Below are 13,152 nucleotides of genomic sequence, written 5' to 3'. Positions count from 1 at the left end.
TTTCTATCGATGGTTAACTGCTTTCATAACACGCGCAATGTCTCGGTCTTGCTCACGACGTTTAATCGACTCACGTTTATCGTAGTCATGTTTTCCTTTAGCAAGTCCTAAAAGAAGCTTGGCATAGCCGTCTTTGATGTAGACTTTAAGTGGAACCAGAGTCATCCCTGTCCCTTTGGTTTCTTGCTCCAATTTCTGGATTTGCTTTTTATGAAGGAGAAGTTTACGACGACGTTCTGGTTCCTGATTCCAGATGTTGCCCTCCTCATAAGGAGCGATATGGACATTGCTCAGCCAAACTTCCCCATTCTTAACCTGAGCAAACCCATCTTTCAGATTGATGCGGGCTGCTCGAACACTCTTGATTTCAGTTCCTGTCAGGACCATTCCTGCTTCTAGCGTATCTACGATAGTATAGTCGTGGTGCGCTTTTTTATTTTGCGCGACGACCTTTCCCTCGCCCTTTGCCATGCTTAGCTCCTTTCTTTGCTACTTCCTTATAAAAAGGTTTCTTACTTTTTTTCTTCTTGTCTTTTGAAGAATGCTTACGCTTATCATTTGAGCGACTAGCTTTTCTCTTGTCTTCTTTCTTATCCGAACGACGACCTCTATCCTTACGGCCAGAATGTTTCAAGCCTTTCTCAATGACATCAAATTCACTTGGAATAAAGGAGAAATCAATCTCACCAGTCATCTTATCGGCTCTTTCAACACGAATACGTATCTGTTGTCCCACACGGAAGGTTATCCCTGATTTCTCCCCACGAAGAGTCAAATCACGTTCGTTAAAATGATAGAACTCAGGTAAATTAGTAATGTGAATCAAGCCTTCGACTGTATTTGGTAATTCAACAAAAAGACCAAACTTGACGATACTTGAAACGACTGCATCATACTCTTCACCCACAAACTCTTCCATGTATTCAGCTTTTTTCATGGCTTCAACTTCACGCTCTGCCTCAATAGCTCTGCGCTCACGATTTGAAGACTGGGTCGCAATCTCTGGAATGACCTGTTCAAAATGTTCTGCTATTTCCTTGGAACGTCCATAGTCACGAATCATTCGGTGAACCAAGAGGTCCGGATAACGGCGAATCGGACTGGTAAAGTGAGTGTAATAGTCCGCTGCTAGGCCATAGTGACCATGATTATGCTCAGAATAACGAGCCTGTTGCATAGAACGCAGAAGCATCATAGAGAGAACATCCGCATAAGGCTCACCTTCAACAGCACTCATGATGTCTTGAAGAGCTTCCTGACTAATCTCACTCGCAGTCCCATAGATTCTCAAGCCAAAACTAGAGGCATAATCAATAAACTTCTGAACTTTTTCAGCTTTAGGTTCCTCATGGATACGATAGATAAAAGGTAAATCAAGCTTGCTGAAATGCTCAGCAACTGTTTCGTTTGCCATCAGCATAAAGGACTCAATCATACGTTCTGCAGTCCCACGATGACGAAGAACAATATCTACTGGTTTCCCTTGTTTGTCAACCAAGATTTTAGCTTCATTGGTATCAAAATTAAGAGCTCCACGCTTAATCCGCATACCTTCAAGAATTTCATGGAGCTTAGCCATGAGTTCAATGCTAGGAACAATTTTCTTATATTCTTTTCTCTTCTCCTCATCACCTGCTAGGATATCATTGACATCGCTATAGGTCATACGGAAACTTGTCTTGATAACTGTCTGCGTAATCGTATAATTACGAACCCGACCATGTTTATCAATTTCCATGATAGCTGATTGGGTCAAACGATCTACTTGAGGATTGAGGGAACAAATACCATTTGAAAGGCGTTCTGGTAGCATTGGAACTACACGGTCTGTCACATAGACAGAGGTCGCACGATTGAGGGCTTCTTTATCAAGAGCAGACCCCTCTGTCACATAGTAAGAGACATCCGCGATATGAACTCCAAGTTCAAAATTTCCATTCTTCAAGGACTTGATGTGAACTGAGTCGTCCAAGTCCTTAGCATCTGCTCCATCTATGGTAAATGTAATTTCATCTCTCAGGTCCAGACGCCCCTCCATGTCCTTTTGGGATGGAGCATCAGGTACACTTTCAGCTTCATTGAGAACTGCCTCCGGAAACTCTGAGACAATATCCATTGATTCCAAGACCTCAAGAACGTCAATTCCTGCATCTGTTGAATGTCCAACCACATCTAGGACACTCGCCACAAAGAAGTCATGTTTCTTACTTGGGTACTTGTCAATAAAGACCTTGAGTACTTCTGTCCCTTCTAGTTTGAGAGATGGCTTTTTCACATAAATCGGTTGACTTATTTTTTGGTTTTTAGAACGGATATAACCTGCATACTTAGGCTTTTCCTCATCGAGAATAATTTGCCCAACAACTGTCGTTAAACTGTGCTCTAGGATGTCGATAATCTTTGCTTCTGCAGCAGTTCCTTTGTTACGGTCAGCAACTTTCTTAATGACAACTTCAACAGTATCACCATCAATGGCGTAGTTAACATCACTTTTCCCAACAAAAAGATCGTCTTCTTCGCCTTCAAGGCTTACAAAACCGAACCCATTTTTATGGGCATGGAAAATTCCTTTCAGGGTAATCTCATGTTTTTTCTTCTGTTCTAGGGTTAAACTACCATCTTCTTCAAAGCGAATCTGGTGCTTACGTTCCATCAAGGAAAGAGTTTTGATTAACTCACGGAAGTCCTTTGAACCATCCTTTCCGAGAGCTTGAGCCAAGTCATTTACAGTGACTCGTCCCTTTTCTTGTATATATTCTTTTATTTTATCTTTCATGTTTTCTTTCTAGATTTTTTTTATTTTCATTTTGAACTATAACTTAGGTGTGACCACTTTTAAAAACAAAAATAGGCAAAGACCTAGTCCCGCCCATTATTTTCTTATCTACTTGATAATACCGTCAATGCTAAGGCAATGGCTAGCCAGAAAAAGACTAAAATTCCTGTCAAACGTTGCATCACAGCTTCAAAACCGCGCGCTTTGCTACGTTCAAACAAATCACCTGCACTGGCATCAAATACATTGCTAGATTGGTTTTTAGTTGGTTGCATGAAAATTGCAATCACAATCACAACAGATAATACTAATAGAATGGTTAATAATAGGTTATACATATCAAACTCCTTAAAATCCCTATTATTCTACCATAATTTCTACTTAGATTCAAGATGTAGAGTCACTTTTCTTTCTTTTGGGCAATACTTTAAGACCTCAATCTTGTCTGGATGGGTTTTGGAGTTCTTACTGGTTAGATAATTGATGCTGCCACAAGAGGAGCATTTGAGATTGATTTTTACTCGCACTAGATTTCCTTCACTTTTAATAATGTTCTAAATTGGATAAGATTAAATAAACAACTGAGAGCTACACAAAGAGCTGTTGCATAAAATACTGAGTGATAGCCAAATTGTCCCGCTACTGCTGATCCTGCTAAGGGACCTATCACTCCTCCTAGATAAAAGAAGACTTGATTAAAGGCAAATACCCTTGAAATGCCAACTTTAGGAGTCATTTTGCTTAGGAGAGCATTGACACCAGGGATCAGAGCTCCTGTTCCCAAACCAAATAGAAAACGATAGAAGCCTAATTGGAATGGGCTAGTCGCATTTGCACATAGTAGATAAATACAAACTGAATATACCTGAGCTACGACAAGGAGTCGATGATTGCCCACTTTATCACCTAATTTACCCATGATACCTGCGCTCATCATACTTGAAAATCCCATGCTGGATACAATCAAGCCAGAGACAAAGAGAAGGTTCTCTTTCTGTCCAAGATCTCGTACATAGAGGGCAAGGATGGGACCGATAGATTGGGCAGCAAATTGAATCACAAAGCTGGTTAGAAATAGATTTATCAAGAGAAAAGGATATTTAACAGAAGTAAAGAGCTCTTTTGTAGGGAGTGCTTTTTCTTTTGGCACTGGTTGAAAGTTTTCTTTGATAAAAAGAATGGTTAAGATAGCTGCCAAGAACAGGAAACTACCAACCAATAAAAAGACATTTCGAATTCCAAAAATTTCGGCAATGAAACCACCGACAAAGGGACCAGTCAAAGTTCCAGCGACAACACCAGTTGATAAAGTCCCTAGAGCGTATCCCGATCTATCTTTGGGGACTTGACTTGCAATTAAAGCTGTCGCATTAGGTACAAATCCTGTAAAAACTCCATTAAGCAACCGTAAGAACAAGAGCCAGAAAACATTTGGAACAAAGGCCAGACCACCCATAGTAATAGTCATGGCTAGCCCTGCACGAATCATCATAGGTTTTCGACCATACTTGTCTGCTAATATTCCCCAAATTGGTGATACAAAGGCTGCAGAAATAGCCGAAACTGAGATAGCCAAGCCTGAATAAAAGGCTACTTGATCCCCTTCAACTCCTAACTGTTCAACAAAAATAGGCATGAAAGGAACAACAAGAGAAATGCTGGCCCCCGTTAAAAAGCAACCAAACCAAGCAATACGAAGATTATTCTTCCAACTAAGCTCTTGCATGGATAGCGCCTCCTTCAAGTAATTTCACTACTTGACTCAAAAGTTGCTCTCGACTGCCATTATTATCTATTACAAAAGTAGCCAATTTTTTCTTTTCTTCTAAGGGCCACTGGGAGGAAAGACGGGCTTTTGCTGCCTCTATAGTCAAACAATCTCGTTTCACTAAGCGATCCAGCTGGGTATCCCGACTTACATAAACTAGCCAAGTTTCATCAAACCATGAAGCATAGTCTTGCTCAAAAAGTAAAGGTATATCCATGAAAAATAGGTCCTCAGTCTGAGCTAACTTGCCTCTCAAATCCCACAATTCTTCACGGATAATTTGGCCTTGAGTTTGTTTAGACCATTCTCTCTCCTCAGAGTTAGAAAAGATAAGACTGGCAAGTAATGGTCGATTCAATTCATCATTTTCAAGAAGGACCTTCTCCCCAAAATGCTCCACTAAAATCTGATAAAGTCGTCCACCGTTTTTTTGTAGTTGGTGGACAAGGGCATCTGCATCCACAACTTGAAACCCTTTCTGTCTTAAAAATTCTGTGACGGTAGACTTCCCGGATGCAATGCCACCAGTGATTCCGATTATTTTCCTCATCACTTTCTCCTTTGACATTTTGGACAAAAATGGGTTCCACGACCACTGAGTTGAATTTTTTCGATGATGGATCCACAACGTGAACAAGCTTGTCCAGCTTTATCATAGACCTGATGAAACTCTTGCATGGTGCCATCTTCTCCAAATGCATTGGTATAGGTGCGAATGGTTGAACCGCCTTTCTCGACAGCCTGCCCCAATACTTCAATAGTTTGATCATGGACTTTTCTGGTCTCTTGCGCTGTTAAACTATTAGAGGTTCTAGAAGGATGAACTTTTGCTCTCCAAAGCACCTCGTCTACATAGATATTTCCCAATCCTGCAACGAGAGTCTGGTCCAGCAAATGAGATTTTATGGGCTTTTTAGATTTCTTCAGGGCACTCATAAAAATCTCTAAGTCAAAGTCTTGTTCTGTAGGCTCTGGTCCAAGCTTTTTAGATAGAAAGTAAGCTTCTAAAAGTTCAGGAGCAAGTAAGTCCATAGTTCCAAACTTACGGACATCCTCGTAAACCAGAGTCCCACCATCTTCAAAGTGGATAAAGACATGGGCATGCTTGCGTTCAGGGACTTGACCTGGATAATAAAAATACTTCCCTTCCATCCGCAGATGCGAAATCAAGACCTTTTCTGTCAGATAAAAAAGTAAATATTTACCACGACGCCCCATAGACACGATAACCTGACCAGGCAATTCTTTCTGAAACTGATCCAAATCTGTCTTAATTATCTTGGGATAACGAATATCAAGACTAGCAATCTTCTTCCCTAGAATCAGTTTTTCAAGACCTCGTCGAACCGTTTCGACTTCAGGTAATTCAGGCATAACTCCTCCTTCTCTAAAAACAAGAAGCAGGCTACTGCCCACCTCTTCTTAATATTCTTTTTCATTATAGCCAAAGTCAGCCAAATCTAGCTTCTTATCTCGCCAGTTTTTCTTGACCTTGACCCAAGTTTCTAGGAAGACTTTGTCCCCTAGCATAAGCTCGATATCACGACGGGCCATAGTCCCAATTTTCTTGAGCATGGCGCCACCTTTACCGATGATAATCCCTTTTTGACTATCACGCTCGACCATGATGGTTGCTCGAATATGAACTTTATCAGTTTCCTCATCTCGCTTCATCGAATCTACTACTACTGCAACTGAGTGTGGGATTTCTTCACGAGTAAGGTGCAATACTTTCTCACGAATCATTTCGGATACCAAGAATCGCTCTGGGTGGTCTGTAATTTGATCGGCTGGGAAATATTGGAAACCTTCTTCAAGATTTTCACTGAGAATATCGACTAAACGTGAGACATTATTCCCCTGAAGGGCTGAAATCGGAACAATTTCCTTGAAATCCATCTGATTACGGAAGTCATCGATTTGCGCCAAGAGCTGGTCTGGATGAACCTTATCGATTTTATTCACCACCAAAATCACAGGAACCTTAGCAGCCTTAAGACGTTCAATAATCATGTCATCGCCCTTACCACGTGGTTCATCTGCAGGCACCATAAAAAGAACAGTATCCACTTCACGAAGGGTGCTGTAGGCAGATTCTACCATGAAGTCTCCAAGAGCCGTTTTTGGTTTGTGAATTCCCGGCGTATCAATAAAGACAATTTGTTCCTTATCAGTGGTGTAAATCCCCATGATTTTATTGCGTGTTGTCTGTGCCTTATCACTCATGATGGCAATCTTTTGCCCCATGACGTGATTCAAAAAAGTTGACTTCCCAACATTGGGACGTCCTAAAATGGCTACAAAGCCTGATTTAAATGTCATAATTTCCTCTTACTGTTTAAAATAATAAATCCCAAATCCGTGGGAGAAAGATGAGTGCACCTGTCAACGCGGCAAAAAGTGAGACTACAAGTACGGCGCCAGCTGCCATGTCCTTAGCTTTCTTTGCCAACATAGAAAAGTGATAGTGACTAGCCAAATCTACTACATTTTCAATAGCTGAATTAATAATCTCAAAAGCTACCACCATGAAAATGCTCATAAGTAGAAATAACCATTCGATTCGTGACACCTGAAAAACAAAACCTGCAAGAACAACTACAAGAGCTGTCGCTGCATGCTTTCTCATATTACGTTCTTCCTTAATCGCAGTAAAAATCCCTGTAATGGCAAATTCTAAACTGGATATTAGGTCACGATTTTTCCATTTTCGTTTATTGTCTTGTGAGTCCATAGGCTGTCAAAATTTCTTCTTGTAAACCGAACATCTCCGCTTCTTCTTCGGGAGTGTAGTGATCATAGCCGTTAATATGTAAAAATCCGTGCACTGCCAAGAAGCCCATCTCACGCTCAAAACTATGACCGTACTCCTCAGCCTGCTCATGTGCCTTGTCAATGGAGATGAAAAGCTCACCAATGTAGGCGTCAAATTCTGACATCATTTCTGCCAAGTCGGGATCATTTTCCAGATCTTCCTCATCAAAGGCAATCTCTATCTCTGGTTTATATTCAAGACTGATGACATCTGTTGGACGATCAGTATCACGATACTCCAAATTAAGCTCATGACTACGTTCATTGGTCACAAAAGTGACTGCCATCTCCTTGTCTTCTTTTCCAATTTTTTTTGCAGCAAATTCTAAAATTTCCTGTGTTTGTTCTAGAATTTCCTTTGAAACCTGACCAGTTTCATCTACCATTTCAATATACATGTATTTCTCGATTCTCTTTACTTGGCTTTATTATATCACATTTCTATGATTTTATTCTACCTTTTTGATATAATACTATGGAATACATTCACGAGGAGAGAACCATGTCATTTGATGGATTTTTTTTACACCACATGGTTGAGGAATTGCGAACTGAGTTACTAAATGGTCGCATCCAGAAAATCAATCAGCCTTTTGAACAAGAGTTAGTCTTGCAAATCCGTAGCAATCGTAAAAGTCATCGTTTGCTCCTTTCTGCGCATCCAGTTTTTGGACGCATTCAGTTAACAGAGTCAACCTTTGAAAATCCCGCTCAGCCATCTACTTTTATTATGGTATTAAGAAAGTACCTTCAAGGAGCAGTGATTGAGTCAATCGAGCAAATCGAAAACGACCGTATCGTTGAAATCACGGTTTCCAATAAAAACGAGATTGGGGACCATATCCAGGCTACGCTCATCATCGAAATTATGGGAAAACACAGCAATATTCTACTTGTAGATAAGTCTAGCCACAAAATCCTTGAAGTTATCAAGCATATAGGTTTCTCTCAAAATAGCTACCGTACCTTATTACCTGGTGCTACTTATATCGCTCCACCAAGTACAGAGGCTCTCAATCCTTTTACGGTCAAGGATGAAAAATTGTTTGAGATTCTACAAACTCAAGACTTAACTGCTAAAAACCTCCAAAAGCTTTTTCAAGGTCTAGGCCGTGACACAGCAACCGAGTTAGAAAGACAACTAGTTAGTGATAAACTAGCTACTTTCCGGAACTTCTTTGGACAAGAAACCAATCCTTGTCTAACAGACAAATCCTTCTCTTGTGTGCCTTTTTCTAGTAAAACAACGGAGAATTTCGACAGTCTTTCTCAGTTACTTGATGTCTATTACAAGGATAAGGCAGAGCGTGACCGCGTGAAGCAACAGGCAAGTGAACTCATTCGCCGAGTTGAAAATGAACTCCATAAAAATCGTCAAAAACTTAAAAAACAAGAAAAGGAACTTCAAGCTACTGAAAACGCAGAGGAATTTCGTCAAAAAGGTGAGTTGCTGACTACCTTCCTTCATCAAGTTCCAAATGACCAAGACCAAGTCGTCTTAGACAATTATTACACCAATCAGCCTATTACCATCACACTTGATAAGGCCTTAACACCTAGCCAAAATGCTCAAAAATATTTTAAGCGATATCAGAAGTTAAAAGAGGCTGTTAAATATTTAACAGAATTAATCGAAGAAACAAAATCTACTATTCTTTATCTGGAAAGTGTAGAAACAGTCCTCAACCAAGCCGGACTCGATGAAATTGCTGAAATTCGTGAAGAATTGATCCAAACAGGATTTATCCGCAGAAGACAAAGGGAAAAAATCCAGAAACGACAGAAACCTGAGCAGTATCTAGCTAGTGATGGAAAAACAATCATCTATGTGGGGCGCAATAACTTACAAAACGAGGAATTGACCTTTAAAATGGCCCGTAAAGAAGAACTCTGGTTCCACGCTAAGGATATTCCTGGAAGTCATGTTGTTATTTCAGGCAATCTCAATCCTACTGATGAGGTTAAAACAGACGCTGCAGAACTTGCGGCCTACTTCTCTAAGGGACGTCTCTCAAACCTCGTTCAGGTGGATATGATTGAAGTTAAAAAACTCAACAAACCAACTGGTGGAAAACCTGGTTTTGTCACCTATACTGGGCAAAAGACCCTCCGTGTTACACCTGACCCTGAAAAAATTCAGTCCATGAAAATCAAATAAGTCTTGTATACCGGTGGGCTGTTACTGCTATAGACTCAATTAAAAATGGGAGGTGCGTTCAATGCTACGGCATATTAAATCTATTTTAACCATTATATTCGGAGCTGCCATTTATGCCTTCGGACTCACGTATTTTGTTGTGCCCCACCACTTATTCGAGGGTGGAGCAACGGGAATCACCTTGATTACCTATTATCTCTTTAACATCCCTATCTCCGTGATGAACCTCATCATCAATATCCCATTATTCATTTTAGCCTGGAAAATATTTGGTGCAAAGACCCTATACAGCAGCCTGCTTGGTACTATTTCCTTATCCATTTGGCTAGCAATCTTTGAAAAGATTCCTCTCAGCTTTAATCTTGAGGGAGATCTAGTTATCGTTGCCTTGGTTGCGGGTGTTCTTTTGGGACTTGGTCTAGGCGTTATCTTCAATGCTGGTGGTACGACTGGTGGAACAGATATCGTGGCTCGAATCCTAAACAAGTACACCAATATCTCCGTTGGAAAATTACTCTTTGCACTAGACTTTCTTATCCTAATGCTTATTTTAATTATCTTCCAAGACCTTCGTCTCGTAACCTATACACTTTTATTTGACTTCATTGTCTCTAGAGTTATTGACTTGATTGGTGAAGGCGGATATGCTGGCAAAGGTTTTATGATTATCACTCAAAAGCCTATGGAAGTGGCAGATAAAATCAATGAAGAGTTAGGTCGAGGTGTCACCTTCATATCAGGGCAAGGTTACTACAGTCAAAAAGATTTAAAAATTATCTACTGTATCGTAGCAAGAAATGAAATGATTAAGATGAAAGAACTGATTCATACAATCGATCCTAAAGCCTTTATCACCATCACTGAAGCTCACGAAATTCTTGGGGAAGGCTTCACATTTGTGAATGAAGAAAGTTCCTAATACATAGACAACAAAAATAGTAACTTCGAATTTGAAGTTACTATTTTTTTGATGATAAAAACGGAAGAAGCAAATCTTCCGTTTTACAAATCATTATTTTTCAGCTGTAAGTGCAGCCATTGTGATGTAGTTGTATGGTTTGTTGAAGTGTGGCAAGAAGAATAGGTCTGTCAAGGCCAATTTTTCAATTGTAACATGTTCTTGGATAGCCAATGAGAACATGTGAATTCCCATGCTGATTGCTGAATCACGAGATACCATTTGAGCACCAAGGATTTCACGGCTGTCTTTATCAAAGACAATCTTGATTGCTACTTCATAGTTGTCATGTTTCATGAATTCTGGTTTTTGAAGATCGTTGAAGCCTGTTTCAACAGCATTGTAGCCTGCAGCTTTAGCTTTTTCAAGAGTCAAACCAGTTGAAACCATGTGAAGACCGTAGATTGAGATACCGTTTGATCCTTGAACACCGATTCCTTCAAGTTCATGTCCACAAGCATTGTAAGCACCTACGATACCAGTACGTACAGCATTTGATGCAAGAGCGATGTAGCTAGTGTCTTTACGAGCGTTGTCATAAACAGTCGCACAGTCACCCACAGCGAATACTCCTGGAAGTGATGTTTCTTGTTTCTTGTCTACAAGGAAGGCACCGTTGCGGAAAAGTTCAATCTTGCCATCAGCAAGAGCTGTATTAGGACGGAAACCAACTGCAAGAACAACCATGTCAACATCGAATGTTTCTTTATCAGTGATCAAGCGTTCAACTTTACCGTCACCTTCGATAGCTTTAACAGTTTGTCCAAGTGCCAAGCGGATATTGTGGTCTTCCAAGTTCTTAGCCATCAATTGCGTGAAGTCTTTATCGTAGTAACCGTTCAAGACTGTATCTACGATATCAACAAGGACAACTTCTTTTCCAAGACGTTCAAATGCTTCAGCAAGCTCAACACCGATGTATCCACCACCGACAACAGCGATACGCTCAAGATGTTTGCTCTTGTCAGCAAGTTTGTTGATAACTTCTTCTGCGTTTTGGTACAATTTAACGAATTGTACATTTTCAAGAGTTGCTTTGAATTCGCGGTTACCTTTAACAATTTCAACACCTTCGATTGGTGGTAAAATTGGAGTTGAACCAGTCGCAAAGATCAATTTTTCGTATGATTCTTTGTGTTCTTTTCCATCAACTTCAGCAGTAACAACTTTATTATCATAGTCAATTGAAAGAACTGGTGAGTTCATATAAACTTTAGCACCTTTTGCTTCCAATTTTTCTTTATCTGAGTAGAAGAGACCTTCTGGACCATCGATTTGCTCACCAATCCAAAGAGCCATTCCACATCCTAGGAATGAAATGTTTGAGTTTTGGTCAAAGACAACGATTTCATTTTCACTTCCAAAATTGTCCAACATAGTGTTGATACAAGCAGTTCCAGCGTGGTTAGCACCCACGACTACAATTTTACTCATAAGATAATTCCTACCTTTAATTTTTTATTTACTTTTCTAGTATATCATTATCTGTGAGCGTTTACAAGTTTTTTGACTAGTTTACTGTTTTTTTGAAATTTTTTTGAAATATATATCAATTTATTTTCAATCTTTTCAAAGTTTTTTGCACATTTTTTATTTATTCAAGCATATTTCTTGACTTTTTATAAAAAATAATTTGTGAAAACGCTGACTTTATGATATTCTATTTATATGGAAATGAAATATAAATCTTCAGATTGCTTTCATATCTGGATTTACAACTATTTCCAATTGATTTGAAGGGAGTTGATTTTTTGCCTCTCAGTTCATTATCTGAACGGTTAATGGGAACTACGATTACTATTTCCTTGGTACATGAACAAGCGGATAATCTTCTCCGTCAAGCTTTTGATTTGCTCAAGGAACTTGAATTTCGATTTAATGCGAATAGCACCGAATCGGAATTGATGGAAATTAACTATCAGGCGGGAATTGCCCCAGTTAAGGTCCATCCTGATTTGTTTGAACTGATTTCTTTAGGATTAGAACACAGTCTAGCTCCTGGAAGTCATCTCAACATTAGTATTGGTCCCTTGGTACAAACCTGGCGTATTGGTTTTTCCGATGCAAAAGTTGCTAGTCCTGAAGAAATTTCTTCGGTTTTACCATTGATAGATCCCCGTTTTATCAAGCTTGATTCAATTGATTCTACTGTTTTTTTAGAAAAAAAAGGGATGAAAATTGACTTAGGTTGTTTAGCAAAGGGCTATAGCGCAGATAAGGTTGCTACTTTCTTAAAAGAAAATGGTGTCACTTCTGCTCTTATCAATCTTGGAGGAAATATCCTTACCATTGGTAATAACCAATCCAGAAATGGACAACCTTGGCAAATTGGTATTCAAGACCCTAATCATCCACGTGGTAATCACCTGATGACCTTGTCTATTACTGGAAAGTCAGTTGTTACATCTGGAATTTATGAACGGCATCTTGAAATCGATGGAAAGGATTATCATCACATTTTTGATAGTGAAACTGGCTATCCTATTGAAACGGATTTGGCTAGTTTAACGATTATATCTGACCGCTCAGTTGATGGTGAGATATGGACCACACGATTGTTTGGTGAGCGCAGCGCTTCTATCATGTGGCAAATCGAAAATATCGATGGAATCGAAGCCATCCTTATTGATAAAGATGGACATATCGCTTGTTCATCCGGTATCCAAAGATAATTAATA

14 protein-coding genes are annotated in these 13,152 nt (G+C 39.6%); 3 read left to right on the top strand and 11 right to left on the bottom strand.

Translation table 11 applies throughout. From position 1 onward, the window contains the following. Window positions 1-3: 3 nt before the first annotated feature. The 10 genes from smpB to ybeY form a co-directional block, all read right to left on the bottom strand. Window positions 4-471, bottom strand: coding sequence for an SsrA-binding protein SmpB (smpB, locus tag AB2B50_RS02790; RefSeq protein ID WP_001051741.1), 468 nt, complete (start codon window positions 469-471; stop codon window positions 4-6). Continuing rightward, a complete protein-coding gene (rnr, locus tag AB2B50_RS02785) occupies window positions 434-2,776 on the bottom strand; it encodes a ribonuclease R (protein WP_320692367.1) in 2,343 nt (780 codons plus the stop codon). Before rnr ends, smpB begins: the two co-directional genes overlap by 38 nt. A 104-nt stretch (window positions 2,777-2,880) precedes the next feature. Next, window positions 2,881-3,114, bottom strand: a complete 234-nt coding sequence (gene secG, locus AB2B50_RS02780) for a preprotein translocase subunit SecG (RefSeq protein WP_000282514.1) — start codon at window positions 3,112-3,114, stop codon at window positions 2,881-2,883. 39 nt (window positions 3,115-3,153) lie between these two features. Further along, entirely contained in the window at window positions 3,154-3,303 is a 150-nt protein-coding gene (gene rpmG / locus AB2B50_RS02775) for a 50S ribosomal protein L33 (protein ID WP_001809104.1), read from the bottom strand. Continuing rightward, window positions 3,303-4,502: a multidrug efflux MFS transporter gene (locus AB2B50_RS02770; protein ID WP_320692366.1), complete on the bottom strand. Its 1,200-nt coding sequence runs from the start codon at window positions 4,500-4,502 to the stop codon at window positions 3,303-3,305. Before AB2B50_RS02770 ends, rpmG begins: the two co-directional genes overlap by 1 nt. Continuing rightward, on the bottom strand, window positions 4,489-5,094 hold the full coding sequence (gene coaE / locus AB2B50_RS02765) for a dephospho-CoA kinase (protein ID WP_320692365.1): 606 nt from the start codon (window positions 5,092-5,094) through the stop codon (window positions 4,489-4,491). Before coaE ends, AB2B50_RS02770 begins: the two co-directional genes overlap by 14 nt. After that, on the bottom strand, window positions 5,094-5,918 hold the full coding sequence (gene mutM / locus AB2B50_RS02760) for a DNA-formamidopyrimidine glycosylase (RefSeq protein ID WP_320692364.1): 825 nt from the start codon (window positions 5,916-5,918) through the stop codon (window positions 5,094-5,096). Before mutM ends, coaE begins: the two co-directional genes overlap by 1 nt. Window positions 5,919-5,966: 48 nt before the next feature. Further along, on the bottom strand, window positions 5,967-6,866 hold the full coding sequence (era, locus tag AB2B50_RS02755) for a GTPase Era (protein WP_000143278.1): 900 nt from the start codon (window positions 6,864-6,866) through the stop codon (window positions 5,967-5,969). 16 nt (window positions 6,867-6,882) lie between these two features. After that, a complete protein-coding gene (locus AB2B50_RS02750) occupies window positions 6,883-7,278 on the bottom strand; it encodes a diacylglycerol kinase family protein (protein ID WP_320692363.1) in 396 nt (131 codons plus the stop codon). After that, window positions 7,259-7,756, bottom strand: a complete 498-nt coding sequence (gene ybeY, locus AB2B50_RS02745; RefSeq protein ID WP_320692362.1) for an rRNA maturation RNase YbeY — start codon at window positions 7,754-7,756, stop codon at window positions 7,259-7,261. Before ybeY ends, AB2B50_RS02750 begins: the two co-directional genes overlap by 20 nt. A gap of 104 nt (window positions 7,757-7,860) precedes the next feature. Between ybeY and AB2B50_RS02740 the strand changes: the two genes are divergently transcribed. Then, window positions 7,861-9,516, top strand: coding sequence for an Rqc2 family fibronectin-binding protein (locus tag AB2B50_RS02740; protein ID WP_320692361.1), 1,656 nt, complete (start codon window positions 7,861-7,863; stop codon window positions 9,514-9,516). Window positions 9,517-9,577: 61 nt separating this feature from the next. Then, entirely contained in the window at window positions 9,578-10,435 is an 858-nt protein-coding gene (locus AB2B50_RS02735) for a YitT family protein (protein WP_320692360.1), read from the top strand. 93 nt (window positions 10,436-10,528) lie between these two features. Here the strand turns inward: AB2B50_RS02735 and nox are convergent, their stop codons facing one another. Next, entirely contained in the window at window positions 10,529-11,908 is a 1,380-nt protein-coding gene (gene nox / locus AB2B50_RS02730; RefSeq protein WP_049525814.1) for a H2O-forming NADH oxidase, read from the bottom strand. 317 nt (window positions 11,909-12,225) lie between these two features. On the opposite strand from nox, the gene AB2B50_RS02725 reads away from it, so the two are divergent. Then, the gene (locus tag AB2B50_RS02725; RefSeq protein WP_320692359.1) at window positions 12,226-13,146 is read left to right on the top strand and encodes an FAD:protein FMN transferase; all 921 of its coding nucleotides are present in this window, start codon (window positions 12,226-12,228) and stop codon (window positions 13,144-13,146) included. Window positions 13,147-13,152: the final 6 nt, after the last annotated feature.

It is taken from the genome of Streptococcus fermentans, assembly GCF_040888305.1.
GTDB classification, from domain to species: Bacteria; Bacillota; Bacilli; order Lactobacillales; family Streptococcaceae; genus Streptococcus; species Streptococcus fermentans.
This window is presented reverse-complemented; position numbering and strand designations above follow the sequence as displayed.

Excerpts from the sequence above, each read along its gene's own strand:
- AB2B50_RS02735 (WP_320692360.1), top strand. The coding sequence starts at position 9,578 with ATGCTACGGCATATTAAATCTATTTTAACCATTATATTCGGAGCTGCC.
- mutM (WP_320692364.1), bottom strand. The coding sequence starts at position 5,918 with ATGCCTGAATTACCTGAAGTCGAAACGGTTCGACGAGGTCTTGAAAAA.
- era (WP_000143278.1), bottom strand. The coding sequence starts at position 6,866 with ATGACATTTAAATCAGGCTTTGTAGCCATTTTAGGACGTCCCAATGTT.
- rnr (WP_320692367.1), bottom strand. The coding sequence starts at position 2,776 with ATGAAAGATAAAATAAAAGAATATATACAAGAAAAGGGACGAGTCACT.
- nox (WP_049525814.1), bottom strand. The coding sequence starts at position 11,908 with ATGAGTAAAATTGTAGTCGTGGGTGCTAACCACGCTGGAACTGCTTGT.
- AB2B50_RS02770 (WP_320692366.1), bottom strand. The coding sequence starts at position 4,502 with ATGCAAGAGCTTAGTTGGAAGAATAATCTTCGTATTGCTTGGTTTGGT.
- smpB (WP_001051741.1), bottom strand. The coding sequence starts at position 471 with ATGGCAAAGGGCGAGGGAAAGGTCGTCGCGCAAAATAAAAAAGCGCAC.
- coaE (WP_320692365.1), bottom strand. The coding sequence starts at position 5,094 with ATGAGGAAAATAATCGGAATCACTGGTGGCATTGCATCCGGGAAGTCT.
- AB2B50_RS02750 (WP_320692363.1), bottom strand. The coding sequence starts at position 7,278 with ATGGACTCACAAGACAATAAACGAAAATGGAAAAATCGTGACCTAATA.
- secG (WP_000282514.1), bottom strand. The coding sequence starts at position 3,114 with ATGTATAACCTATTATTAACCATTCTATTAGTATTATCTGTTGTGATT.
- ybeY (WP_320692362.1), bottom strand. The coding sequence starts at position 7,756 with ATGTATATTGAAATGGTAGATGAAACTGGTCAGGTTTCAAAGGAAATT.
- AB2B50_RS02740 (WP_320692361.1), top strand. The coding sequence starts at position 7,861 with ATGTCATTTGATGGATTTTTTTTACACCACATGGTTGAGGAATTGCGA.